Raw genomic sequence first — 22,769 nt, 5'->3', positions numbered from 1 at the left:
CGTGCTCGGCCGATGGAAGTGAGTGTTTCATATCCATCGCGCAAAGTGACTGGCATCGTTGTGATGTGAACCAGACCCATAGCCACCGACCTGGAAGCGAATTCCCGCATGTACAAGACTCTTCTTACCACTCTCACCGCCATGGCGCTGTCCATGGGCACTGTCGGGGCTGCTTCCGCTGTCAAGGAGGAGCTGCTCGATTCTACGACCCTTGGTACGATCAAGTCGGAGTTCGGCAGGCTGATGGAATTGGCCAACAAGCACGATTTCAAGGCTCTGCATGAGATGTTCTGGCAATCGCCCTCGACCTTATTGGTGGCTAAGAGCGCGATCCAGTCCGAGGGCAACTGGGCCGGTTATTGGGGCAACGAGGCGATTGATCAGAAGCTGCATGATATCGGCAGCTCCGGTCCGGTCGTGATCGAGCCCGATTATTCGAAGCTCAAGGTTGTCGGCCTGACGCGCGACGTCGCCGAGTCCTACGTGCCGATGAACATCACGGTCTCTTATGCGGGGCAGGATGGAACAGCCAAGCCGTTTCTTATGATCATCAATTGGCTTCGCGTCGGGAAGGACTGGAAGGTCGCTTCCGAAATCATTCTGCCGGTGCCGCCCGTACCCGCCGTGAAGGGTTAGGCGCGAGGCCTCAACTGTTCGGCCGGTTCTTCAACCTTGTCAGGGTCTCACGAACGCGATGGCATGCGCGTGAGACGTCGCACGCTTGCGGGATCGACGCGTACGGGCGCAGCCGCGGTGGGCGCAGAACCGGACATCGTCAGCGACATAAGGCGCTGTTAGGCTGCGGCAAACTGCACCGCCCCTGCCGATCAGGAGGGCATCGCCGCAGGCAGGATAAACTCGTTTAGCAAAATGGTTTCCGGAAGGTCCATTCGGTTCGGCAGCCATGCATGGACCAGCGCGACCATGTCCAGATCCGGAACGATCATCAAACGCTGACCGCCCCACCCCATCGCACCGGCCCATTCGACGACTCGTCCACGGCAGAACGAGCGCCCGAGCCACCAATGATAACCGTAGAGGAACAGTCCCGGTCCGTTGTTGTGAGGCTTGATGGAGTCGGCGATCCAGGCCGAAGGGACGATCTGCCGGTCATTCCAAACACCGCGGTTCAGCACCAATTGACCAAGCTTCGCCCAGTCGCGCGGGCGCGCCCGCATCGCACCGCTCGCCTGCGGCTCGCCATCCGGCCATCGGCGATTCCATTCGACATCCTCGATGCCCAGCGGCGCGAACAACTCGTCCTTGGCCAGCACCTCAAGCGACTTGCCACTCGTCTTGTGCAAGACAGCACCAATCAATTCGCTCGCGCCGCTGTTGTAGTTGTAGGTACGCCCCGGCGGCGCAGTGATCGGCTGTTCCAGCACGTAGCGATAGGCATCCTTCGCGCCACGCATCTTGGGAAAGCTGTCGAACGGCTGCTTGAACTCGGACCAGTCAAGGCCGTCCGACATCGTCAGCAGATGATACAGTGTGATCGCGCTCTTCTCCGGCGTGCGCAGATCGGCATATTCGGGAAAGAAGTCCAGAACCGGCATATCCAGAGTTGTGATCCATCCACGCTGCAGGGCGATGCCGACCAAAAGCGAGGTCACGCTTTTGGTCATCGAGTTGCCATTGTGCCTCGTCGCCGCGTCGAACACTGTGTGCTTGGCCGGCTCAAGGCCATACTGATCCCGCCCGGCAGCGTACTGCTCGTACACGAGCACACCGTCGCGCGCGACGATGATGGCATGGACGTTGTCGAGCCGGCCGTCGGCCACGCGCCGACGCATATCATGCAGCGGCATCGGGTCGAACCCATGTCGTGCAGGATTTCCGACACGCCAACCGTCATGAAGATCTGCAGGGCTGTCCGACACGCTCTCCGAGGTCATCGCGGCCCCTCTTGCTGAACCGCACCCGGCCAGCAGCAATGCTCCACTACCGAGAATGACGGCGCGTCGACCCACGCTGCTTATCACGTTGCACCCCCAAATGAGAACGAAAGGTTGTCTCTTCGGCGCTAAACAATCAAGGTCAACTACGCCAAACAAATTCTATCGCTTCGAGGCGTGAAGCCAAGGTCAGCTCAGGGTCATTCTCGTCCTTTCGATCGATGGAACTAGACCAAAGTACGTCTCCAATCCGCTGAAAGCCGACGTAGATCAGAGGATTGCCGGTTGAGAATGGCCAACCTCATTAACGAAGGAGGTCATCATGACAGATGTCCCAAGCACCACTGCGAACGTCTCCAAGCAGATGCCGTGGAATAAGGGAAAGATCGTCGGCGCTAAGCCGCCACTCCGGCCGAAGCACGTTTGGTCAATCCGCACGAAGCTTCAGGTCGAAGGCCAGAACCGTGACCTGGCGCGGTTCAACGTTGCGATCGATAGTAAACTTCGTGGCTGTGACGTCGTCGCGCTGAAAGTCGATGACGTGAGGACCTGCCCGCTGACCGCTGCCTGACCACTCGGCAGGACGCGCGGCTGTTATCTGATTGGCTTAGGGGTATAGGGCTCGATGCGCATCTGTTTGGAACGCATTCACTTCGCCGAACAAAGGCAACCCTGATCTACAGGCGCACAGGCAATCTGCGGGCGGTGCAGCTCCTCCTGGGGCACACCAAGATCGAGAGCACCGTTCGATATCTGGGAAACGAGGTCGATGACGCGCGCAATAGCAGAACAACTTGATGTCTGAACTTCCCGGGCAGAGCGGACATGCTCTGCCCTCTATTTTTGGCGGCTGCGGGTCAAGCGGTCAAAAGAGCCGACTGCGGCGAGACCGGCTAAAACTTGGCCTTTGGATGCAGTTCGAGCGTCAGTCCTGCGCCGTCACCGTGCGCAGATAGGCGACCACGGCATCAAGATCATCCGGAGCTATCATGGCGTAGTAGTGGAAACCCATCGGTGGCTTGAGACGACTGCCGTCGCGGCTGATTCCTTGAGTGATAGCGCGCTTGATCTCGGCGTCAGTCCATCCTCCGATCCCGTTGGTTTTGCTCTGGGTGATGTTGCGGGAAACAGAGACACCCCAAGGGCCGCGGAATTCGGAGCCACCCGCCCCCAGTTTGGTGGTGAACTCGCGACCTCTTGGTCCCACCGGCGTATGGCACGCCATACAATGTGCAATGGTGGCAAGATAGAAACCCTTTTTCGCACTATCGGTCATCATCGATTCCGTGAATGGCTTTTCGCCGCCGGGCAGGACGTTTTCGACTTGCGGCATCTTGTAAATCGGATCAGGCACTTCGTTATGGATCGGTGCGATTGTACGCAAGTATGCGGCGACAGCGTCCAGATCGTGTTCAGTCATGATGTGGTAAAAGCCGGTCGGCATGACCATGGCGATGTGCACACCCTTCGGCGTTTCCCCGGTGCGCATCAGTTTCTTGATGTCGGCGTCGGTCCAGTTTCCGATTCCGGTCTCCTTGTCTTGGGTGATGTTAGCGGCAGATACCTTGAACGGCGGTTCGTCCCAGGACCCGCCACCGGAGAACGACTTTTCTACGACGTCACCGTTCGGGCCCTTCGGCGTGTGGCAATTGCCACAGGCTAGAATACCGTTGACCAAATAATCGCCGCGCTTGATCAGATCGGAATCGGCACGGGCGACACTGACCGTGATGGCAACAGCGGCGACAGACGTCATAAAGAGTCTAAACATGCTGGTTTCCCCTAATTTTTTGGTCAAATAGATCTATTCTATTATGCGCGCGGAACATCGCGCTCGTAATGAGCCGACCGCTTCAATCGGCTTCGATCAAATGAAATTTCAACTACAGGCGTCGGCTATTCCGACAAATCATATCGGGCCCTAGGTAATTCGCCGCCTCTATCAAATACGGCTCGCCAAGGCACCCACCACGTTAATAGCGGCCTGCCAAGCTGGCAACGTCTCCTTTGGGTCATTTCCGACGGTTTCAGCGCAACCAACTCGCCGATTATGAATGGATTGCCATCAAGCCCATGCCGCCGAACAAGCCGCGTGGCGTTCCTCGGGCTAGCGACCGTCGTGTCCTCAATGGCATCACGCGATCGCAACCTGGTCGAACGGTTCTTCAACCTTGTCGGGGTCTCACGAACGCGATGGCGTGCGCGTGAGACGTCGCACGCTTGCGGGATCGACGCGTGCGGGCGCAGCCGCGGTTTCCGGCTTTGCCGGCGCTGTAGCATCAGGCTGAATTGCAAACGCTTCGCGCATCCAGCGCGGCCAGCTCTCCCAGTCGAATCCGGATTTCGCCGGCGAACCTGCGTTGCTCGTTGCGGGCGACAATAGCGATCCTTTGATCATGCAACTGCTCCGACATGAAAAAACCCGCGGCGGATTTCTCCGCGCGGGCGTTACGAATTTTTCGATGATGCCACTTTGCCAGTGTTTTGCCCGACGTGTCAAATCCAGATGACGCTACGCGGCGCGCAGTCGCGATATCGGTGGGCTGTTCGCGTTCGACCAGACCCGAGAAGCGTCTGCCTGCCACCAACTGAATATGGCGAATGGTTTCAGCACCCTCGCTACTGTGCATGGGGTTGTTTTCGACATAGACTCCCCCTGCCCGCAACCGAAGCCTATACCCAATGGCCGCTCCCTTCGTCCCCCAGATCGCCCTCTACCGCAACTGGCTCGCCACGCAGCGCGGCCTCGCCTTCGCGAATTACGAGGAGATGCGGCAATGGTCGGTGCGCGATCTCGACGGGTTCTGGCGCAGCATCTGGGACTATTACGATCTGCAATCGCCGACGCCGTTTGCGGCCGTCATCACCGAGCGCAAGATGCCGGGCGCGGTCTGGTTTCCGGGCGCGCAGGTGAACTACGCATGGCAGGTGTTCCGGCATGTCGACGCCGCGCATGCCGCCGGCCTGCCCGCGATCGTCAGCGGCGGCGAGGACGGCAAGCTCCGCGAGACCAGCTGGCCGGAGCTCAAGCGCAAGGCGGCCGCGCTCGCGCTGCATCTGAAGGACAAGGGCATCAAGCCCGGCGACCGTGTCGCGGCCTATCTGCCTAACATCGCCGAAACCATCATTGCGTTTCTCGCCAGCGCCAGCATCGGCGCGGTCTGGAGCGTCTGCGCGCCCGACATGGCCGCGCCCGCCGTGATCGACCGCTTCAAGCAGATCGAGCCAAAGGTGCTGGTCGCCTGCGACGCCGTCACCTATGCCGGACGCCGGCATGATCGCAAGGACGTCGTCGCCGAGCTGCGGCGATCGCTGCCGAGCGTCGAGCATGTGATTCTGCACAGCGACGCCACAGCTCCGGCCGCACCGGACGCCCTGCTCTCCGACATCACCGCAAGGACGGGCGCCGCGATCGACACGTTCGAGCCGATGTGGCTGCCGTTCGATCACCCGCTCTGGATCGTCTATTCCAGCGGCACCACCGGCCTGCCCAAGCCGATCGTGCACGGCCATGGCGGCATCGTCATCGTCGTGCTGGCGCTGCTCGGCCTGCACAACGATCTCGGCTGCTCCTACCACGAGAACTCGTTCGGCGAGCGCTATCACTGGTACTCTTCGACCGGCTGGATCATGTGGAATAGCCAGGTCGGCGGCCTGCTCAGCGGCACCACCTGCTGCATTTTCGACGGCAGCCCCGGCGGCACCAGGGACAAGCCGGACTGGACCACGTCGTGGCGCTTCGTGGCGCAATCGAAAGCGACCTTCTTCGGCGCGGGTGCCGCGTTCTTTGCAAACTGTGCCAAGGCCGAGATCGATCTCGCTGCAGCCGGCGATCTGTCGCGGCTGCGCTGGCTCGACCGGCTCGCCGCTCAGCGCCGACACGCAAGCCTGGTTCAACGATCGCTTCGCGGCGCTGTCGACAACGAACGGCAGCCAGGCGCAAGCCGACATCTGGTGGGCGAACATTTCGGGCGGCACCGATTTCGCCGGCGCCTTCATCGGCGGCAACCGCGAATTGCCGCAGACGCCGGGTGCGATGCAGTGCCGCCTGCTGGGAGCAGCGGTGGAAGCCTTCAGCGAACAGGGCCGCGCCGTGATCGACGAGGTCGGCGAGCTCGTCTGCACCGAGCCGATGCCGTCGATGCCGCTCTATTTCTGGAACGACAAGGGCAACGCGCGTTATCTCGCGAGCTATTTCGAGACCTACCCGGACAGTTTCGACGGCAGCGGCCGCGGGCCGGTGTGGCGGCACGGCGATTGGCTCAAGGTCAATCCGGACGGCTCGTGCGTGATCTACGGCCGCAGCGATGCGACGATCAACCGGCATGGCCTGCGCATGGGCACCAGCGAGCTCTATTCGGCGATCGAGGCGCTGCCGGAGGTGCTCGACAGCCTCGTCGTCGACCTCGAATATCTCGGCCGCGACAGCTACATGCCGCTGTTCGTGGTGCTGCGCGAGGGCACAGCCTTCGACGGCGCGATGCAGGCGAAGATCAACAAGGCGATCGAGGCCGGCCTGTCACGCCGCTTCCTGCCGAATGAGATTTTTGCGGTCGCCGAGATCCCGCGCACGCTGTCGGGCAAGAAGCAGGAGCTGCCGATCAAGAAGCTCTTGCTCGGCCAGCCCGTCGAGAAAGTCATCAATAAGGAAGCAATGGCCAATCCGGCCTGCCTCGACTGGTATCTGGCTTTCGTCCGCGACTATCTGGCGCGAACCGCTGCGTAAACCTCGGCCGCCGTCGAAATTGAAGGGATCAAGGACGTGACAGATCGACCCAATTGCACCGTCGGCATTTGCACTCCGTTCACCCATCGTCGCTAGACGGGTCAGGATCCCCTGCAAACGAACCGCAAGCCATGGCCGACCTCAACGCCGTCCTCTCCAGGCTCAACGACCGCCTGCTCCGCCTCGAAGGCGAGTTGTTCGTGCTGCGCTCGCTGGCGCGTGCGACGCTGACGGCGGGCGACGACCACGCAGTGCGCATGCGCAAGCTGGTCGAAGCCGCCAAGGTCGCACTCGATGACGAGGCGAAACGCGAGCTCGACAAGCCGACGCGCAAATATGTCGATGCGGCAACGGCGCTGGTGGAGGAATTGCTGGTCGAACCGACCCCGGCGCGGCCGCTGTTCACCGTGATCGATGGCGGCCGGCGCGACTGAGCAGACTTAGCGGAACCGCGTCGCACCAAGCTCGGGTGCATCCGCCGCCAGCCTGGCCAGTCCGGCCTCGATGATCGCGATCTCCTCGTCGATCTTGCCGATCGGCAGGCTGAAATCGAAGCTGCCTGACCTGCTCTTCAGATCGACCGCGAGCCGCTGCCTGTGCATCATCAGTTCGTCGAGGCCGCGGCGGTTCTTCAGCCGCACATAGGCGTCCACGATCTGCTCAATGGCGTTCGGCATGACATCGGTCCCGGCAAAAATGCCCGCGCGGCGCACCCACACCGGCGGGACATTCTTGGTGTCGCGGTACGCAATACAAATCCGCGACGGATTCGTCGATACGACGGCGAAGTTGAGAACACGTTACCGTTTGATGATTTCGTGATGGCGTGGCCGTGCGGCAACGTTTAGTCCGTGACGCAGAAATATTTGCGCGGCCATTTACGGTAGGCGCTGTACCGGTAGTACGGCCTGTAGGCATAGCCGCGATAGAGCGCCGGCGGCTCCTCGCCGTAATAGGCGCCGTGGTAGAAAATGTAGATCGTCCCCTCGGCGCAGCGATAGGCATCCCAGGTCGGGCCGATGAAGGGCGCCACCCCGTTTTCGGGCGGGACTGCCGGATAAGGTCCGCCGGCTTGGGCCGGAGCGGCCGCAATCAGGACCGCAAGAAGGACAAACCACGCGCATCGCATGTGCTCGCTCCGGGCAGATCGCAATGCGCCCATGGAAGCACCGGAACGGCCGACGGCGCAATGCCGAGTTCATCGTCCCCGCGCCCTTCGCATTGTTGATAACCGGCGCAAACGCCGCGCGGGTAGTGACAGGGCGCACTGACGTGTTATCGGGGGATGACGCAGCTGCGAGACGGATCAGACACCCATGCGCATTACCCTCGTCGGCTCCCGCCATTTCGGCGTGACCACCCTGAACATGCTCCGCGAACACGGCGTCGGGGTCGTGCGGGTCGTGGTGGCCGACGCGGATGACCGCCTCGCCGCGACCGCCAAGGCCGCCGGCATCGAGGTCGCGGTGCAGGCCAATCCCAAGCTGGTGGTGGCCTCCGAGATCGCCCCCGACACTGACCTGATCATCACGGCCCACAGCCACGCCCGGATCGGCAAGGACGCGCTGGCTGCCGCGAAGTTCGGCGGGATCGGCTATCACCCGTCGCTGCTGCCGCGTCATCGCGGCAAGGCCGCAGTGGAATGGACCATCAAGGAAGGCGATCCGATCGCCGGCGGCACGATCTATCACCTCGCCGACCGTATGGACGCCGGCGCCATCGCCGCCCAGGACTGGTGTTTCGTCAAGAAGGGCGAGACCGCCCGCGAACTCTGGGAGCGTGCGCTGGCCCCGCTCGGCCTCAAGCTCCTGGCCGACGTGATCGATTACGCCAAGGTCCACAAGGCGCTGCCGGCCAAGATTCAGGACGAGCAGTTCGCGACCTCGGCGCCAAGTCTTTCGTGAGTCGCCCCTGACGTTAACGATTAACGTGAAGCCGCATTGATTCTGCTTCGAAAATTGGGGCTGGAAACACAAATAAACTATTGTTTCCACAGGAACAATTTTCGACTTTGCGTCGCACCAAATTTCCGTCACATTTCGCCCGAATAAGCGTCAGCATATCAGACAAATTCAAGGACGGAATTCATGCGTTTTGGTCGCATCGCGGCGTTCTGTGCCGCTTCAGTTATTACCGCCACCCTCGCCGCCCCCGCGGTCGCCCAGACCCCGTTTGACGGCAATTGGCAGGTCACAATCGTGACGAAGACCGGCTCCTGCGAGCCGACCGCAAGCTCGATGCTGACGGTTGCCGACGGCAAGATCACCGCCCCCGGCGCTAACGTTTCCGGCACCATCGGCCGTGAGGGTCTTGTTAAAGTTTCGATCAATGGTGCATATGCCAACGGTCAACTCAGCGGCAACGCCGGATCGGGGAAGTGGAATGGAGCATCTGCAGGCATACCGTGCAGCGGGCGGTGGGAAGCATCGCGCCAATAAACTATTCGGGACTAACCTCCTCAGCCGGCGGCTGCTCACGACGGCCGCCGTTTTGTTTGTGGCGTCTATCGCCAATTCTGAAAGCAAGGCCCAGGTCGGTCCGTTCGCCCCGATGGCGGGAACCTGGAGCGGCAGCGGCACCGCCATCCTCGATGACGGCTCGACCGAGCGGATCCGCTGCCGGGCCAAATACGCGCCGATCGGTCCCACCATGGAGATGTCGCTGACCTGCGCGAGCGATGCCTACAAGTTCAACCTCGCGGCCAACGTCAAGGCCGAGGGCAGCGCCATCACCGGCAGCTGGAGCGAGGCCAGCCGCAATATCAGCGGCTCCTTGCTGGGCCGTGGCGGCGGCGGGAACTTCGAGGTGGTCGCCTCGGCCGCCGGCTTCAACGCCAACATCGCGCTGAGGACGAGTGGCAGCAAGCAGACCGTGACGATCCGCGCGGACAGCCAATTCCGCGGCGCCAACATCTCGATGTCGCGCTAAGGCGAGCCTCGCTTGGGGACGATCGATCCGGCGGCATCGCCGGATCGATTTTTTTATGCGTTCGGCACAAACGCCGTGACCTCGATCTCGACCTTGGCGCGATCGTCCACGAGGCCTCCGATATAGAGCAGCGTCGAAGGCGGGAAATTGCGCCCGAGCGTTTCCTTCCAGGCGGCGCCGATGCCGGCGCCTGCGGCCTCATATTCGCTGCGGCTGGTCAGATACCAGGTCAGACGCACGATGTGCTCGGGGCCGGCTCCGGCCTCCGCGAGAAGCTTGACGATCCGCTTCAGCGCGGTCGCGACCTGGGCGGCCATATCAGGCTCGTAATTGCCGGCCTCGTCGCCGCCGGTCTGCCCGGCCAGCACGACCCATTGGCCCGGCCCCTCCGCCACCACGCCATGTGAGAAGCCGCGCGGCTTTTTCCATTCGGCTGGCTGCAAGATACGCATGAGCGGAGATCTCCCGATTTTCTTGTTGATCGTTGATGCCTTAGCACGCTGTCCTGCAACGCTGCACCCGCAGATCTGGCCGTTGCAAACCGTGGTGATGTCGCCGATACCGACCCTCCCCTCAGGATCAACTCTCCCGCACCCTGCCCGATGAGCACGACACCGTCCAAAACGATGGCTGCATTCTGGATGGCCGGCTGGCTGTCGCTGACGCTGGTCATGGCGGTCGCGGGGCGCGAGGCCGTGCGCGAGATGAACGTCTTCCAGGTGATGCTGGTACGATCGCTGCTCGGCCTCTGCATGCTCTATCCGATGATCCGGCGCGCCGGCGGCTACGGAACGCTCAGGACCACGCGCCTGCCCCAGCACGTCGCACGCAACCTGATCCACTACGTCTCGCAACTCGGCTGGTTTTTTGCGCTGACGTTGATTCCGATCGGCCAGGTGGTGGCGATCGAGTTCACGATGCCGATCTGGACCGCAATCCTCGCCGCCAGCTTCCTGTCCGAGCGCATGACTTCGTGGAAGATCGCCGCGATCGTGCTCGGCCTCGTCGGCGTGATCGTCATCGTGCGGCCGGCGGCCGGCGAGATCAATCAGGGCCAATTGATCGCACTCGGCGCCGCCATCGGCTTCGGCGTATCCATGGCATTGGTCAAGTCACTCACCCGTACCGAAAGCGCGCTGGCCATCCTGTTCTGGATGCTGGTCGTGCAGTCGGTCGCGGGCTTCCTGCCGGCGCTCTACGTCTGGGCGTGGCCGCCCACCTATGTCTGGGGTTGGGTGGCCGTCATCTCGGTCTGCGGCACTTTCGCGCATTACTGCCTCGCCAGCGCGATGCGCTACGCGGACGCGACCGTGGTGGTTCCCATGGACTTCTTGCGGGTCCCACTTACCGCCACGGCCGGCTGGCTGCTGTATTCCGAACGGCTCGACGCCTGGACCGTGCTCGGCGCGGCCCTGATCCTGTTCGGCAATCTGCTGAATTTGAAGCCGGCCGTTCCTGCCCGCGCGCAGTGAACCGCTGCACGGCCTGAGGCGACAAATCAAGGTGGTCGAGCGTGATTTGGATCACGTTGGAGGGGCAGCTCCATCGTGCACACTCGGTCACAGGTCAACGGGTTGGGTGAACGGTCGTTTTGCTGGCGCGAAGCCGGGCGCTTTCGTATAGATTCGACCCCAATTTGTTGCTGCCTGTCATTCGATTCTGTTGGGGATTTCAGATGCGCACTCTCACCATCATCGTTTCGCTGATGTGCATGGCGCTGTCGGTCAGCGCCGCCAAGGCCGACCGCCGCGTTGCTTTCGTCGTCGGCAACGGCGCCTACAAGAACGTCGCGCAATTGCCGAACCCGCCGATCGACGCCAAGGCGATGGCATCGACGCTGCGCAATGTCGGTTTCGAAGTGATCGAAGGATCCAACCTTACCCGCGACCAGATGACGGAGAAGCTGCTCGACTTCGGCCGCAAGGCGCAGGGCTCCGATGTCGCGGTGTTCTATTATGCCGGTCACGGCATCGCCGTCGGTGGCAGCAACTATCTCCTGCCGGTCGATGCCGACATCAAGTCGGAGATGGACGTCAAGTTGGGGGCCGCTATCAACATCGATCTGACGCTCGACCAGACCATGGGCGATGCCAAGGTCAAGCTGGTGTTCCTCGACGCCTGCCGCGACAATCCCTTCGCCGCCAAGATCAAATCGAACTCGGCGACCCGCAGCGTCAACGTGCAGAGCGGCCTCGCTGAAATGAAGTCCGGCGAAGGCACGCTGATCGCGTTCGCCACCGGCCCGGGCCAGACGGCACTCGATGGCCAGGAGGGCAACAACAGCCCGTTCACCCGTGCGCTGATCGACAACATCACCAAGCCCGGCGTCGAGATCCAGCAGGCGATGACCTCGGTGCGCGCCCAGGTCAATGAAGAGACCCACAAGGGCCAGCTGCCGTGGGGCCACACCAATTTGATCGGCGCCGTCTATCTCAACCCGGCGCAGCAGACCCAGCAGGTCGCCAACGCCGCACCGGCCGCCGCCTCGAGCAGCACGCCGGCGGCTGCGGCCAGCAGCAGCTCCGACGGTGTCGAGCTCGAGTACTGGCGCTCGGTGAAGGAAACCAACAAGCCGGAAGAGCTCAACGCCTACCTCTCCGCCTATCCGAACGGCCAGTTCAAGGCGCTGGCGCTGGCACGGCTCGCGGCGATCCAGAACGGTCCGTCGACCACGACCCGCAACCTCAATGCCGGCGTCGATCCGGCGACCTTCACAGATGATGCCAGCCAGCTCACCGAGGACCAGATCGGCCTCGACAAGGGTCAGCGCCGCGACGTGCAGCGCCGCCTCAACGGCCTCGGCTTCGACACCAAGGTGACCGGCGCGTTCAACGACGAGACCCGGACCGTGCTCAAGCGCTGGCAGGCCGCCCGCGGCTATCCGTCGACGGGCTTCCTCAACAAGCTCCAGCACAAGGCCCTGCTGTCCGAGATCGTCGCCTCGACGCCGACCGCAAGCGATGACAGCTCGAAGCCGGCCCGACGTGCCCCCGCCCAGGCCCAGAGCGCACCTGCGCCCCGTCACAGCGGCGGCGGCGACGCCGGCGCGGCCTTCATGGGCGGCGTCGTCGGCGGCATGATGGGCGGCATGTTCCGCCGCTGAGGCCTGATCGCAAGCACAAAGACCCGGCTCGCCGCCGGGCTTTTTTCGTCGGACGTCCTCGCTGGGAGGAAGCTACTTCCCCGCGGCCTTGCGCAGGGCTTCGTTGATACGGTCCTGCCAGCCGGGGCCGCCCTCCTGGAAAAACTCCAGCACGTCCTGATCAATGCGCAGCGTGACCTGCTCCTTGATCCCCGGCGCCACGTTCGGCTTCGGCGGCGCCGCGGCCACCTTGGCCGTCACCTTCTTGAACGCTGCCTCGGCCTCCGACCGCGCGTCGCCCAATGTCCGCGGCCGCCTCGGTGGTTGATCCGCCATCTCTCAGATTCCTTCAAACAGAGACGTCGAAAGATACCGCTCGGAGAAGGACGGCACTATAGCCAGAATGGTTTTTCCCTCAGCTTCCGGCCGCTTGCCGATCTGGAGCGCTGCGGCGATCGCGGCGCCGGAGGAGATGCCGCCCGGAATGCCCTCATGCCGCGCCAGCGCCCGCGAGATCTCGATCGCCGCGGTTGAGTTGATCTTCACGATCTCGTCGATCACGGAGCGGTCGAGAATGTCGGGCACGAAGCCCGCGCCGATGCCCTGGATCTTGTGCGGCGTATGCTGGCCGCCCGACAGCACCGGGCTCTCCTCGGGCTCGACCGCGACGACCCGCAAAGAGGGCTTGCGCGGCTTCAGGACCTGACCGACACCGGTGATGGTGCCGCCGGTGCCGACGCCGGCGACGAAGAAGTCGATGTTGCCGGCGGTGTCGTTCCATATCTCCTCCGCGGTGGTGCGGCGATGCACCTCGGGATTGGCGAGGTTCTTGAACTGCTGCGGCATCACCGAGTTCGGGGTCGTCTTCAGAAGTTCTTCGGCCGCCGCGATCGCGCCTTTCATGCCTTGCGCGGCCGGCGTCAGCACCAGCTCGGCACCGAGGAAGGCGAGCATCTTGCGCCGCTCGATCGACATGGATTCCGGCATCACCAGCTTCAACCGGTAACCGCGCGAGGCGGCGACAAAGGCGAGCGCGATGCCGGTATTGCCGGAGGTCGGCTCGATCAGCACCGTGTCGGACTTGATAATGCCCGCCTTTTCCATGGCGATGATCATGGCCGCGCCGATGCGGTCCTTCACGCTCGCGGCCGGACTGAAATATTCAAGCTTTGCCAAAATGGTCGCGTTGACGCCGTGCATGCCGGGCAGCCGGCGCAGACGCACGATCGGCGTGTCGCCGAAAGCCTCGACGATCGAAGGGTAGATCCGGCCGCGGCCGGGCTGGTGCGCTGCACCCGTATTGGACGATGCGTCCATGATGGACTCCCTGTGGCAACGAATTGCGCTTCTGTCGCGGCTTTTGCACAGTTAGAGACAGCCCTGCGGCGACACGCAAGCGACAATGCTGCACACGTTAAATACGCTGCATCGCAAAATCGCGTGAGGTCTAGTTATCAGAAAATCAACGCATTTGTGTTGCGACCTCGTCAACTGATTCTGCTTATGTTAGACTTAGGTCTCGAAGCAGAGAGGTCACCACGATGTCAGCAGTCGCTGAAGTGTTGTCGACCGTCACGCTGAAGGGCGATCCGCGTTGCAGCGAGTTGCCCACCTGTCCCGTCTGCGCCGACTCCATGGTCGCCGCCGAAGCTTCCGCCTATATCTCGGACCACGTGATCAGCTATCTCTGGACCTGCGACACCTGCGGTTACGGCTTCGTCACCAAGCATGCTGTCAAACAGCGGCTCGTGTGCAATTGATCTAGCGCGGGGCGATGTCGCCCCTCGCCCAGTCCTCGCGCGTACGCTGATAGAACTCGTCGAATGTTCCGTGTGCGATCGCGCCCCTGATGCCCTGCATCAGGAACTGGTAGTAAGCGATATTGATTTCGGACAGCAGCATCGCCCCAAGCGTCTCGCCGGCCTTGACGAGATGGTGCAGGTAGGCGCGCGCGCAATTGCGCGCCGACGGCCATGAGCTCTCTTCGTCGAGCGGACGCGGATCGTCGGCGTGGCGCGCGTTGCGCAGATTGACCTGGCCGAAGCGCGTGAAGGCCACGCCGTGGCGGCCATTGCGCGTCGGCATCACGCAATCGAACATGTCGATGCCACGCTTGACCGCCTCGAGAATGTCGTCCGGCGTGCCGACGCCCATGAGATAACGCGGCCGGTCCAACGGTAGCGCCGGCGCGGTCTCGTCGATCATCGCCAGCATCACCGCCTGCGGCTCGCCGACCGCAAGCCCGCCGATCGCATAGCCGTGGAAGCCGATCTCGACGAGGCCCTGCGCGCTGGCATGGCGCAGCTGAGGGATGTCGCCGCCCTGGACGATGCCGAACAGCATGTAGCCGTCGGGCGCGCTCTCGAAGGCCCGCTTGCTTCGCTCGGCCCAGCGCAGCGACAGCAGCATCGCGCGGTCGATGTCGTCGCGCTCCGCCGGCAGCCGCACGCATTCGTCCATCTGCATCGCGATGTCGGAGCCGAGCAGGCGCTGCACTTCGATCGAGCGCTCCGGCGACAGCTCGATCTTGGCGCCGTCGATATGCGAGCGGAAGGTGACAGCGTGCTCGCTGATCTTGCGCAGGTCCGACAGCGACATCACCTGGAAGCCGCCGGAATCCGTCAGCATCGGCCCGTTCCAGCCGGTAAATCTCTGCAGGCCGCCGAGGGCGTTGATACGCTCCGCGCCCGGACGCAGCATCAGGTGATAGGTGTTGCCGAGCACGATGTCGGCGCCGGCATCGCGCACCTCGCGCCAATGCATGCCCTTCATGGCGCCGGCCGTGCCGACCGGCATGAAGGCCGGGGTCCGCACCACGCCATGGGGCGTGGTCAGGCGGCCGGCGCGCGCCGAGCCATCGGTGGCGAGCAGTTCGAAATGATTGGGTAGACCAGCATCGGGGAGACTCATGGCGGTGCTTATTGCGTGTCGAGACATGCCGATCAACCCGCCCGGACCGCGATGCCCCAGACTGGAACACCGCTGACGCGGACGTGATACCGGTCACGCTTGATAAATAAAACGATACAGTATAGTTTAATAGCGGGGGCTGGACGAGACGCCGCGGCAAATCGCCGGCGGCCGTAGATGCGTGATCGCCAGCCACCGACCGATGCCCCTCCCCAATTGTTCGACTGAGATGTCCAGCCTCCCCGATGGCTGGACAAAGCGGACAGGCGCCCGCCTGATCAGGTCGCTAGCACTCGCGTGCAGCCTGGCACTCGCCGCCTGCACCTCGCTCCCCCGCACGCCGTATACGGCGGCCGATGCGAGTGCTTCGCGCGTGCTCGATATCGACGGCCTGCGGCGCTACGCCGACGAGCCCATCACGAAGTTCAGCTTCGAGCAGGACAGGGCAACCGGAAGCGGAACCTATCTTGCGCTATCAGGCGGCGGTGCCGATGGCGCCTATGGTGTCGGCGTGCTGAACGGCTGGACCGCGGCGCGTAACCGTCCGACGTTCTCCGTCGTCTCGGGCGTGAGCACCGGCGGCCTGATCGCGCCCTTTGCATTCCTCGGATCGCAATATGACGACACGCTTCGAGAGCTCTACACCAGCGGCATCGCCGAAAGCCTGCTGAACGATCCCAGCATCATCCGCGTGCTGTTCGGCTCCGGCCTGTTCGGCAATACGCGGCTGCGCGAGCTGGTCGCGCGCTATGTCGGGCCGGAAATCATGGCACAGGTCGCCCGCGAGAACGCCAGGGGCCGGCGGCTGCTGGTGGTCACCACCGATCTCGACACCCAGCGCACCGCGATCTGGGACATGGGCAAGATCGCCGCGGTCGGCACGCCCGAGGCGTTGAAGCTGTTTCGCGACGTGATGGCGGCGTCCGCCAGCATCCCCCTGGTGTTTCCGCCGATCCTGATCGAGGCCGAAGGCCAGGGCCGCAAATTTCAGGAGATGCATGTCGATGGTGGCGTGACGGCGCCCGTGCTGACCTTGCCGGAGGCCCTGCTGTTCCAGGGGCGCCTGCCTGATAAGGCGAAGATGGACATCTACATCCTCGTCAACAAGAAGATCGAACGCAACTTCGAGCTCGTCGCCAACAGCACGATCGATGTCGCCTCACGCAGCCTGTCCTCGATCACGCAATCGCAGACGCGCTCGATCATCTTCTCGACCTATGACTTCGCCCAGCGCAACCACCTCGGCTTCCATCTCTCCTACATCGAGCGCGATTATCCGGCGCCCCCGTCCGAAGGCTTCGACACCGGCTATATGCGGGCGCTCTACCAATATGGATACGAGAAAGCGGCAGGCGGCCAGGCCTGGACCTCGCGGATGCCGTGACAACCGCGTCGTGGAACGGCGTTCGCAGCGAGACCGTTGACGCTACGGCCAATTCCGCCAGATTCGCGATGACGGCCCGGTCGCGGCGCGTTATAGAACAATGATCACTGGCACGATCGCGCAGGAATCATTGGGCATATCATTGGGCATGGGATTGGCTGCGACCAGGACAAGAACGGCTGCACCACGCCGCGAGGCCTCGAAATCGCGTGGCGGCCGGCCGACCAAGAGCGCTGCGATCGAGCGCGATCAGCGGCTGATCGAGGTTGCCACCCGCCTGTTCCTCGATCGCGGATTTGATGCGACCTCGCTCGACGCGGTGGCGGAAGCAGCTCGCGTCAGCAAGCCGACCGTCTATTCCCGTTACGGCGACAAGCGCGGGCTGTTCACGGCGGTGCTGAGGCGCGAGATTGCGCGCTGGCTTGCGCCACTGTCGGCTGCGGCCGAGACGCAGCTCGGCAGCTCATCCGACATTTCGGTCGAGCAGCGGCTGGTGGAGATCGGGCGCGAAATGCTCAATTTCACCTGCGGGCCCGACGCCATGGCGTTCAGCCGCATGATGACGTCACAGGCGATCAACTTCCCCGACATCGCCAAGCTCGGCAAGGAAGAAGGCTGGCTGAAGGCCGTGGCGACGACCGCGCGCTTCTTCGACCATCTGGTGGCGCAAGGCGCGCTCGATGTCGACGACACCACGATCGCGGCCGAAGTGTTCCTCGACGTCGTCGTTGGCCACACTCACCGCATGGCGACGTTCGGCACGCCGATGGAGATCAAGGCCGCAGAGAAGCGGATGCGCGCGGCGATCAAGTTGTTCCTGGCCGGTGCGCTCGGACCTGCCGGCCGCGTGCAAAGCACGTCCAAAGACACGACCAAAGCGCCCCAACGGCGCCGCCCTTCCCGCTGACATTTCCGTGAAACTGGCGATTTGTCCCCAGGGGATGCGGGTCTCTTCGTTGACAGAATAAAACGATACGGTATGGTTTTGTTTATCGAGCGGGACGGGCCACTTTTTTCACCAGCCCCAAAAGAGGACCGGACCGCTTAGATCGCCGCGACGGGTACAGCCCGTTGCTGCTATCAGCGGCCGGCCATTGCCCGTGGTCGGCCGCGACTTCTTTACGATTATCCGGCACACTTGCTGGTTCAAGGCTTGCCGGCCGAGGATTCGACCATGAGCGCGACGAGACCACGGGTGTACGGATTGCTGGCGGTCGCCATGTCGGGGCTGCTCGTCGCCGCGCCCGCGCGCGCGGTCGTCTCGGCGAGCAGCACACCCACCGCCCTCCACGACGAGACAGATGGGGACGCCGCAGCGGACCGCCAGGCCGTCAGCCGCGAGATCGAACGCTTCCGCGGCTCGTCGATCTCGATCAGCCAGGCCATGGCGATTGCGGAAGCCCGTCATGCCGGGGCCACGACCGCGGATATCAGCTTCGACGGCGGCGCGGGCGTACCGGTGTACCGGGTCAAAACCCTGCACAACGACCGGATCTGGCGTCACACCATCAACGCCGCGACCGGCGAGCTCATCGGCGGCGAAGCTGCCCTGCCCCTGGCCGAGCTGGACCACGAGGATCGCAGCAACCTCGCAGTGCTCGGCACCATCAGACACCGCCTGGCGGACGCAGTGCGCGTCGCCGAGCAGGCGGCGTCCGGCAAAGCCATCAGCGGCGGACTGGTGCGCGAACGCGGACGGCTTAATTTCGCGATCGTCGTCATCAGCGGCGACGATCTCAAGGAGGTCATCCTCGAGCCGCCGGGCGCGCGGGGCAAATAGCGCAGGCTACAATCCCGCCGAAAACCCATTGACGGGCGCAAAACTCTCCCGCATAAGTCGCCGCCATGTTCACGACCACCAAACGCACGATCAAAACCACCACGGCCTTCGGGGCCCGGGGAGGCGTGCGCGCGTAGTCGTCGACTAAAACGCATCAGCTCTACCGAAGCCCCGCCCCTCGAAGGTCCGGGGCTTTTTTGTTGTCTAAATCGATCTCAATGGAGGACACAGTGAGTAACGATCCCGTCGTCGCGATTGTCGGCGTCACCGGTGCGGTAGGCGCCGAATTCATCGCCACCATGGACAAGCGCGGCTTTCGCATCAGTAAGCTCAAGGCGCTCGCCAGCGCCCGCTCCGCCGGCAAGACGGTGTCGTTCCGTGGCCAGACCATCGTCATCGAGGAGCTGACCGAACGCGCCTTCGAGGGCGTCGATATCGCCCTGTTCTCCGCTGGCGGCAGCATCTCGAAGAAGTATGCGCCGCTCGCGGTCAAGGCCGGCGCCGTCGTCGTCGACAACTCCTCCGCCTTCCGGATGGACCCGAACGTGCCGCTGGTGATCCCCGAGGTCAACGGCAACCGCATCCGCGACCACAAGGGCATCATTGCCAATCCGAATTGCGCCGCGATCACCGCACTGGTGCCGCTCTGGCCGATCCATCAGAACAACCGCATCAAGCGCGTCATCATCTCGACCTATCAGGCAGCCTCCGGTGCTGGCGCTGCCGCGATGGACGAGCTCGTCGAGTCCACTCGCGCCAATCTCAACGGGCAGGTCTATACGCCCAAGGTGATGCCGCACCCCTACGCCTTCAACCTCTTCAATCACAACACCGCCGTCGACCCCGAGACCGGCTACAACGACGAAGAGACCAAAGTCATCAAGGAGACCCGCAAGATTTTTGAGGACGAGAAGATCGCCATTGGCGTCACCTGCGTCCGCGTGCCCGTGCTACGCGCCCATTGCGAGGCCATCACCTTCGAATGCGAGAAACCGATCACCGAGGACCAGGTTCGCGCCATCATGGCGCAGGCCCCGGGCGTGAAGGTCGTCGACGATCGCGTGAGGAACTACTTTCCGATGCCGATCGACGCCTCGGGCCAGGACGACGTCCTGGTCGGCCGCATCCGTAAGGATCTCAGCGACCCCTCCGGACATTCGATCTCGATGTTCGTGGCCGCCGATCAGCTGCTCAAGGGCGCAGCATTGAACGCGGTACAGATCGCGGAGCTGTTGCCGCAGCGGGTGATGGCGTAACCGGTATCCTAGGGTGGGCAAAGGCGCGCGAGCGCCGTGCCCACCACTCTTACCGCGCATTCAGGAAAGATGGTGGGCACGCTTCGCTTTGCCCACCCTACTACATCGCCGGTGTTAGTCGCGCGCCCGAAACAACAAACACGCGTCGCCATACGAATAGAAGCGGTATCCATTCGCAATCGCGTGGGCATAGGCCTGCTTCATCGTATCCAGGCCGGCGAAAGCCGACACCAGCATGAAGAGCGTCGACTTCGGCAAATGAAAATTCGTCATCAGGACATCGACCGCGCGGAAGCGATAGCCCGGCGTGATGAAGATCGAGGTCTCGGCGGTGAACGGCTGGATGGTGCCGTCCTCGCTGGCGGCGCTTTCGAGCAGCCGCAATGACGTGGTGCCAACGGCGATGATGCGGCCGCCGTTTTTTTGCGCGGTGTTGAGCCGCTCCGCCGTCTCCGCGGAGATCGTGCCCCACTCGGCGTGCATCTTGTGGCCGTCGGTGTCGTCGACCTTGACCGGCAGGAAGGTCCCTGCCCCCACATGCAGCGTGATGCGGTTGATGCCGACGCCGCGCGCGTGCAGCGCCTGCTCCAGCGCCGGCGTGAAATGCAGACCCGCGGTGGGAGCTGCAACGGCCCCCTCGTTCGCCGCGAACATGGTCTGGTAGTCGGCGAGATCCTGATCGTCAGGCGTACGTTTCGAAGCGATGTAGGGCGGCAGCGGCGGGCTGCCGAGATCGGCGATGGCCTGGTCAAGCGCCGGGCCGTGGAACGAGAACGACAGCGTCACCTCGCCTTCCCCACCCTTGGCCTCGACCTCGGCATCGAGATGGCCGAGCAGGCAGACCTTGCCTTCATTGCCGAAGCGGATGCGGTCGCCGGCGACAAGCTTCTTCGCGGGCTTCACCAGCGCCTGCCAGCGCGAGCCGTCGAGACGCTTGATCAGCGTGGCCTCGATCTTCGGCTCGGTCTCGCGGCCGATGCGGCGGCCTTTGAGTTGCGCCGAAATCACCTTGGTGTCGTTGACGACGAGCTGGTCGCCGTCCTTCAGCCAGTGCGGCAGGTCGGCGACGATCTGGTCGCGCAGCGCGCCGTTCTCCACGACCAGCATTTTTGCGGAATCGCGCGGGCTCGCCGGGCGCAACGCGATGCGCTCGGGCGGCAGGTCGAAATCGAACAGATCGGTGCGCATTTCCAGAACCTGTCATCGCCCGCGAAGGCGGGCGATCCAGTACTCACGATCTTTGTCGTAACCAGAGCCGGCGGTTACTGGATGCCCCGCCTTCGCGGAGCATGACAGCGGCAACTGCTACTCCTTGTCAGCCGCCATCCGCGCCTTGACGATCTTGTCGGGGTTCTGCACCGGCTCGCCGCGCTTGATCTTGTCGACGTTCTCCATGCCCTCGGTCACCTTGCCCCAGACCGTATACTGGTTGTCGAGGAAACGGGCGTCGTCGAACACGATGAAGAACTGGCTGTCGGCGGAGTCGGGGCTCGCCGCACGGGCCATCGAGGTCACGCCGCGCACATGCGGCTCCTTGTTGAACTCGGCCTTCAGCTTCTGGCCCGAGCCGCCGGTGCCGGTGCCGTGCGGGCAGCCGGTCTGCGCCATGAAGCCTTCGATCACGCGATGGAACACGATGCCGTCGTAGAAGCCTTCGCGGACCAGCTCCTTGATGCGCGCGACATGGCCGGGCGCCAGGTCGGGCCGCATCTCGATGGTGACGGGTCCCTGCGTGGTCTCGAGGATCAATGTGTTTTCGGTGACGCTCATGCTCGTCTCTCTTGCGTTGGGGGTGAAGTCTTGTCAGGTGAAGTTTTGCGGTTACGGAACTGGATCGCGAATGGACGTCCCGCGGCGGCGCCGGCCATTGCATCGGTAAATGGCATCGGCGTGCAGCGTTGCAACGCCTCCATCACCGCGATCCGGTATTGCAGCCGGTCATTGTCGGAGGCCTCCGCGGATTCATAGGTAATCCGCGGATGGCCCAGAATGTTTCCGGCCCGGTTAAAGCTCACGACGACGGTGATGTCGATAGGGCGAGCCTTGCTGGGCGGTGGTGGCTTCCAGCAGGTCCGCAAGTGCTGGAAGACGTCCTGGATGGTGTTGACCGGTGCGTCCTCTGCGGCTGCACCGGTGATGCCGAGCAGCAGCGCTGCGGCAGCGAACAGGAGCCTGTCGCCGCGGCGCGCCATCGTCCCGGCTACTTGATGTCGGAGGCGACCTGCACCTTCACCATCTTGTCGGGATCGGTGACGGTGCCGCCGGGCGAGCCGGCCGGTGCCTTCTTCAGCTTGTCGACGACATCCATGCCCTGCACGACCTCGCCGACCACGGTGTACTGGTTATCGAGGCTGCCGCCGTCGGCGAACATGATGAAGAACTGCGAGTTGGCGGTATCGACGCTGTCGCCGCGCCGGGCCATGCCGACGATGCCGCGGGCGAAATGAACCTTGGAGAATTCCTGCTTCAGGTTTGGATATTTCGAGCCGCCGGTGCCGTTGCCGTTCTGGCCGTCGCCGGTCTGGGCCATGAAGCCGTCCATCACGCGGTGGAACGGCACGTTGTTGTAGAAGCCCTCGCGCGCGAGCTGCTTGAGGCGCTCGGCGTGCTGCGGCGCAAGGTCGGTCCTGAGCTTGATGACGATGCGGCCCTTGGTGGTGTCGATGACAAGCGCATTGGCCTTGTCGAGATTGGCCGGCAGCTGCTGCGCCAGCGCCGGGACTGCGCCAATCAGCGCGACGAACATCGTGGCAAGAATTGCGAGACGACGGATCATGGAAACTCCGGATCAAGTGAGATGAAAAAGCG

At 63.2% G+C, this 22,769-nt stretch carries 25 protein-coding genes and 3 pseudogenes; 15 read left to right on the top strand and 13 right to left on the bottom strand.

The genetic code is table 11. The annotated features are described in order from the left end of the window. Positions 1 to 108: 108 nt before the first annotated feature. Positions 109 to 636 (top strand): hypothetical protein, encoded by a 528-nt coding sequence (locus ABID58_RS21340; RefSeq protein ID WP_354034382.1) that lies wholly within the window; start codon positions 109 to 111, stop codon positions 634 to 636. A 191-nt stretch (positions 637 to 827) separates the two neighbouring features. Here ABID58_RS21340 and ABID58_RS21335 read toward each other — a convergent pair whose 3' ends face one another. Then, on the bottom strand, positions 828 to 1,895 hold the full coding sequence (locus ABID58_RS21335; protein ID WP_354034380.1) for a serine hydrolase domain-containing protein: 1,068 nt from the start codon (positions 1,893 to 1,895) through the stop codon (positions 828 to 830). A 322-nt stretch (positions 1,896 to 2,217) separates the two neighbouring features. Here ABID58_RS21335 and ABID58_RS21330 point away from each other — a divergent pair. Further along, positions 2,218 to 2,700 (top strand): annotated as a pseudogene (locus tag ABID58_RS21330) (tyrosine-type recombinase/integrase). A gap of 120 nt (positions 2,701 to 2,820) precedes the next feature. Here the strand turns inward: ABID58_RS21330 and ABID58_RS21325 are convergent. Then, on the bottom strand, positions 2,821 to 3,666 hold the full coding sequence (locus tag ABID58_RS21325; protein ID WP_354034378.1) for a c-type cytochrome: 846 nt from the start codon (positions 3,664 to 3,666) through the stop codon (positions 2,821 to 2,823). A 236-nt stretch (positions 3,667 to 3,902) separates the two neighbouring features. Here ABID58_RS21325 and ABID58_RS37395 point away from each other — a divergent pair. Further along, positions 3,903 to 4,031 (top strand): annotated as a pseudogene (locus ABID58_RS37395) (transposase); the annotation flags it as partial. 143 nt (positions 4,032 to 4,174) lie between these two features. On the opposite strand, the gene ABID58_RS21320 reads toward ABID58_RS37395, so the two are convergent. Beyond that, positions 4,175 to 4,525, bottom strand: coding sequence for a hypothetical protein (locus ABID58_RS21320; protein ID WP_354034376.1), 351 nt, complete (start codon positions 4,523 to 4,525; stop codon positions 4,175 to 4,177). 52 nt (positions 4,526 to 4,577) lie between these two features. Between ABID58_RS21320 and ABID58_RS21315 the strand changes: the two are divergent. Next, a pseudogene (locus ABID58_RS21315) lies at positions 4,578 to 6,621 on the top strand (acetoacetate--CoA ligase). Positions 6,622 to 6,752: 131 nt separating this feature from the next. Then, positions 6,753 to 7,055, top strand: coding sequence for a hypothetical protein (locus tag ABID58_RS21310; protein WP_148753833.1), 303 nt, complete (start codon positions 6,753 to 6,755; stop codon positions 7,053 to 7,055). 6 nt (positions 7,056 to 7,061) lie between these two features. Here the strand turns inward: ABID58_RS21310 and ABID58_RS21305 are convergent, their stop codons facing one another. Together ABID58_RS21305 and ABID58_RS21300 are read right to left on the bottom strand one after the other, a co-directional pair. Beyond that, positions 7,062 to 7,298, bottom strand: coding sequence for a hypothetical protein (locus ABID58_RS21305; protein ID WP_148753832.1), 237 nt, complete (start codon positions 7,296 to 7,298; stop codon positions 7,062 to 7,064). A gap of 167 nt (positions 7,299 to 7,465) precedes the next feature. Then, positions 7,466 to 7,654 (bottom strand): hypothetical protein, encoded by a 189-nt coding sequence (locus tag ABID58_RS21300; RefSeq protein ID WP_354034375.1) that lies wholly within the window; start codon positions 7,652 to 7,654, stop codon positions 7,466 to 7,468. A gap of 283 nt (positions 7,655 to 7,937) precedes the next feature. Between ABID58_RS21300 and ABID58_RS21295 the strand changes: the two genes are divergently transcribed. From ABID58_RS21295 to ABID58_RS21285, 3 genes are all read left to right on the top strand, one after another. After that, positions 7,938 to 8,525: a formyltransferase family protein gene (locus ABID58_RS21295; protein WP_148753830.1), complete on the top strand. Its 588-nt coding sequence runs from the start codon at positions 7,938 to 7,940 to the stop codon at positions 8,523 to 8,525. A gap of 183 nt (positions 8,526 to 8,708) precedes the next feature. Then, positions 8,709 to 9,059, top strand: a complete 351-nt coding sequence (locus tag ABID58_RS21290; RefSeq protein WP_354034373.1) for a hypothetical protein — start codon at positions 8,709 to 8,711, stop codon at positions 9,057 to 9,059. Continuing rightward, positions 9,004 to 9,549, top strand: coding sequence for a hypothetical protein (locus ABID58_RS21285; RefSeq protein ID WP_187435151.1), 546 nt, complete (start codon positions 9,004 to 9,006; stop codon positions 9,547 to 9,549). The genes ABID58_RS21290 and ABID58_RS21285 overlap by 56 nt, the downstream gene beginning before the upstream one ends. 53 nt (positions 9,550 to 9,602) lie before the next feature. Here ABID58_RS21285 and ABID58_RS21280 read toward each other — a convergent pair whose 3' ends face one another. After that, positions 9,603 to 10,001, bottom strand: a complete 399-nt coding sequence (locus ABID58_RS21280; RefSeq protein ID WP_148753827.1) for a RidA family protein — start codon at positions 9,999 to 10,001, stop codon at positions 9,603 to 9,605. 150 nt (positions 10,002 to 10,151) lie between these two features. Between ABID58_RS21280 and ABID58_RS21275 the strand changes: the two genes are divergently transcribed. Together ABID58_RS21275 and ABID58_RS21270 are read left to right on the top strand one after the other, a co-directional pair. Beyond that, the gene (locus ABID58_RS21275) at positions 10,152 to 11,021 is read left to right on the top strand and encodes a DMT family transporter (RefSeq protein WP_354034371.1); all 870 of its coding nucleotides are present in this window, start codon (positions 10,152 to 10,154) and stop codon (positions 11,019 to 11,021) included. Positions 11,022 to 11,224: 203 nt separating this feature from the next. Next, complete coding sequence (locus tag ABID58_RS21270; RefSeq protein ID WP_148753825.1) at positions 11,225 to 12,652, top strand: caspase family protein; 1,428 nt, start codon at positions 11,225 to 11,227, stop codon at positions 12,650 to 12,652. Between the two features lie 72 nt (positions 12,653 to 12,724). Here the strand turns inward: ABID58_RS21270 and ABID58_RS21265 are convergent, their stop codons facing one another. Continuing rightward, a complete protein-coding gene (locus ABID58_RS21265; protein WP_148753824.1) occupies positions 12,725 to 12,967 on the bottom strand; it encodes a BrnA antitoxin family protein in 243 nt (80 codons plus the stop codon). Positions 12,968 to 12,970: 3 nt separating this feature from the next. Beyond that, positions 12,971 to 13,948, bottom strand: a complete 978-nt coding sequence (cysK, locus tag ABID58_RS21260; RefSeq protein WP_354034370.1) for a cysteine synthase A — start codon at positions 13,946 to 13,948, stop codon at positions 12,971 to 12,973. 224 nt (positions 13,949 to 14,172) lie between these two features. On the opposite strand from cysK, the gene ABID58_RS21255 reads away from it, so the two are divergent. Further along, positions 14,173 to 14,391: a hypothetical protein gene (locus tag ABID58_RS21255; protein WP_148753822.1), complete on the top strand. Its 219-nt coding sequence runs from the start codon at positions 14,173 to 14,175 to the stop codon at positions 14,389 to 14,391. A gap of 1 nt (position 14,392) precedes the next feature. On the opposite strand, the gene tgt is transcribed toward ABID58_RS21255, so the two are convergent. Beyond that, on the bottom strand, positions 14,393 to 15,541 hold the full coding sequence (tgt, locus tag ABID58_RS21250) for a tRNA guanosine(34) transglycosylase Tgt (RefSeq protein ID WP_354034368.1): 1,149 nt from the start codon (positions 15,539 to 15,541) through the stop codon (positions 14,393 to 14,395). 229 nt (positions 15,542 to 15,770) lie between these two features. Here tgt and ABID58_RS21245 point away from each other — a divergent pair, with 229 nt between their 5' ends. The 4 genes from ABID58_RS21245 (at position 15,771) to ABID58_RS21230 (ending at position 19,961) form a co-directional block, all read left to right on the top strand. Further along, on the top strand, positions 15,771 to 16,925 hold the full coding sequence (locus ABID58_RS21245; protein WP_354034366.1) for a patatin-like phospholipase family protein: 1,155 nt from the start codon (positions 15,771 to 15,773) through the stop codon (positions 16,923 to 16,925). A gap of 148 nt (positions 16,926 to 17,073) precedes the next feature. After that, positions 17,074 to 17,832 (top strand): TetR/AcrR family transcriptional regulator, encoded by a 759-nt coding sequence (locus ABID58_RS21240; protein ID WP_148753859.1) that lies wholly within the window; start codon positions 17,074 to 17,076, stop codon positions 17,830 to 17,832. 267 nt (positions 17,833 to 18,099) lie between these two features. Continuing rightward, positions 18,100 to 18,705, top strand: a complete 606-nt coding sequence (locus ABID58_RS21235; protein ID WP_354034365.1) for a PepSY domain-containing protein — start codon at positions 18,100 to 18,102, stop codon at positions 18,703 to 18,705. Positions 18,706 to 18,923: 218 nt separating this feature from the next. Continuing rightward, entirely contained in the window at positions 18,924 to 19,961 is a 1,038-nt protein-coding gene (locus tag ABID58_RS21230; RefSeq protein ID WP_148753818.1) for an aspartate-semialdehyde dehydrogenase, read from the top strand. Between the two features lie 114 nt (positions 19,962 to 20,075). Here the strand turns inward: ABID58_RS21230 and queA are convergent, their stop codons facing one another. From queA to ABID58_RS21210, 4 genes are all read right to left on the bottom strand, one after another. Then, on the bottom strand, positions 20,076 to 21,149 hold the full coding sequence (gene queA / locus ABID58_RS21225) for a tRNA preQ1(34) S-adenosylmethionine ribosyltransferase-isomerase QueA (RefSeq protein ID WP_354034363.1): 1,074 nt from the start codon (positions 21,147 to 21,149) through the stop codon (positions 20,076 to 20,078). 117 nt (positions 21,150 to 21,266) lie between these two features. Then, positions 21,267 to 21,731, bottom strand: a complete 465-nt coding sequence (locus tag ABID58_RS21220; RefSeq protein WP_148753816.1) for a peptidylprolyl isomerase — start codon at positions 21,729 to 21,731, stop codon at positions 21,267 to 21,269. Further along, positions 21,728 to 22,153, bottom strand: coding sequence for a UCP034077 family protein (locus ABID58_RS21215; RefSeq protein WP_148753815.1), 426 nt, complete (start codon positions 22,151 to 22,153; stop codon positions 21,728 to 21,730). The genes ABID58_RS21220 and ABID58_RS21215 overlap by 4 nt, the downstream gene beginning before the upstream one ends. Positions 22,154 to 22,161: 8 nt before the next feature. Beyond that, on the bottom strand, positions 22,162 to 22,737 hold the full coding sequence (locus tag ABID58_RS21210; RefSeq protein ID WP_354034361.1) for a peptidylprolyl isomerase: 576 nt from the start codon (positions 22,735 to 22,737) through the stop codon (positions 22,162 to 22,164). Positions 22,738 to 22,769: the final 32 nt, after the last annotated feature.

This window comes from Bradyrhizobium sp. S3.2.6, from assembly GCF_040546885.1.
Taxonomy (GTDB): Bacteria; Pseudomonadota; Alphaproteobacteria; order Rhizobiales; family Xanthobacteraceae; genus Bradyrhizobium; species Bradyrhizobium cytisi.
The sequence above is the reverse complement of the archived record's forward strand: the minus strand, read 5'-3'. Positions and strand labels throughout refer to the sequence as shown.

Bases quoted from the DNA above. Each gene is read 5' to 3' on its own strand.
- ABID58_RS21275 (WP_354034371.1), top strand. From the start codon at position 10,152: ATGAGCACGACACCGTCCAAAACGATGGCTGCATTCTGGATGGCCGGC.
- ABID58_RS21325 (WP_354034378.1), bottom strand. From the start codon at position 3,666: ATGTTTAGACTCTTTATGACGTCTGTCGCCGCTGTTGCCATCACGGTC.
- queA (WP_354034363.1), bottom strand. From the start codon at position 21,149: ATGCGCACCGATCTGTTCGATTTCGACCTGCCGCCCGAGCGCATCGCG.
- ABID58_RS21235 (WP_354034365.1), top strand. From the start codon at position 18,100: ATGAGCGCGACGAGACCACGGGTGTACGGATTGCTGGCGGTCGCCATG.
- ABID58_RS21290 (WP_354034373.1), top strand. From the start codon at position 8,709: ATGCGTTTTGGTCGCATCGCGGCGTTCTGTGCCGCTTCAGTTATTACC.
- ABID58_RS21230 (WP_148753818.1), top strand. From the start codon at position 18,924: ATGGAGGACACAGTGAGTAACGATCCCGTCGTCGCGATTGTCGGCGTC.
- ABID58_RS21320 (WP_354034376.1), bottom strand. From the start codon at position 4,525: ATGCACAGTAGCGAGGGTGCTGAAACCATTCGCCATATTCAGTTGGTG.
- ABID58_RS21295 (WP_148753830.1), top strand. From the start codon at position 7,938: ATGCGCATTACCCTCGTCGGCTCCCGCCATTTCGGCGTGACCACCCTG.
- ABID58_RS21215 (WP_148753815.1), bottom strand. From the start codon at position 22,153: ATGGCGCGCCGCGGCGACAGGCTCCTGTTCGCTGCCGCAGCGCTGCTG.
- ABID58_RS21220 (WP_148753816.1), bottom strand. From the start codon at position 21,731: ATGAGCGTCACCGAAAACACATTGATCCTCGAGACCACGCAGGGACCC.
- ABID58_RS21210 (WP_354034361.1), bottom strand. From the start codon at position 22,737: ATGATCCGTCGTCTCGCAATTCTTGCCACGATGTTCGTCGCGCTGATT.
- ABID58_RS21265 (WP_148753824.1), bottom strand. From the start codon at position 12,967: ATGGCGGATCAACCACCGAGGCGGCCGCGGACATTGGGCGACGCGCGG.
- ABID58_RS21245 (WP_354034366.1), top strand. From the start codon at position 15,771: ATGTCCAGCCTCCCCGATGGCTGGACAAAGCGGACAGGCGCCCGCCTG.
- ABID58_RS21270 (WP_148753825.1), top strand. From the start codon at position 11,225: ATGCGCACTCTCACCATCATCGTTTCGCTGATGTGCATGGCGCTGTCG.
- ABID58_RS21335 (WP_354034380.1), bottom strand. From the start codon at position 1,895: ATGACCTCGGAGAGCGTGTCGGACAGCCCTGCAGATCTTCATGACGGT.
- ABID58_RS21285 (WP_187435151.1), top strand. From the start codon at position 9,004: ATGGAGCATCTGCAGGCATACCGTGCAGCGGGCGGTGGGAAGCATCGC.
- cysK (WP_354034370.1), bottom strand. From the start codon at position 13,948: ATGGACGCATCGTCCAATACGGGTGCAGCGCACCAGCCCGGCCGCGGC.
- ABID58_RS21255 (WP_148753822.1), top strand. From the start codon at position 14,173: ATGTCAGCAGTCGCTGAAGTGTTGTCGACCGTCACGCTGAAGGGCGAT.
- ABID58_RS21310 (WP_148753833.1), top strand. From the start codon at position 6,753: ATGGCCGACCTCAACGCCGTCCTCTCCAGGCTCAACGACCGCCTGCTC.
- ABID58_RS21240 (WP_148753859.1), top strand. From the start codon at position 17,074: ATGGGATTGGCTGCGACCAGGACAAGAACGGCTGCACCACGCCGCGAG.
- ABID58_RS21305 (WP_148753832.1), bottom strand. From the start codon at position 7,298: ATGCCGAACGCCATTGAGCAGATCGTGGACGCCTATGTGCGGCTGAAG.
- tgt (WP_354034368.1), bottom strand. From the start codon at position 15,541: ATGAGTCTCCCCGATGCTGGTCTACCCAATCATTTCGAACTGCTCGCC.
- ABID58_RS21340 (WP_354034382.1), top strand. From the start codon at position 109: ATGTACAAGACTCTTCTTACCACTCTCACCGCCATGGCGCTGTCCATG.
- ABID58_RS21280 (WP_148753827.1), bottom strand. From the start codon at position 10,001: ATGCGTATCTTGCAGCCAGCCGAATGGAAAAAGCCGCGCGGCTTCTCA.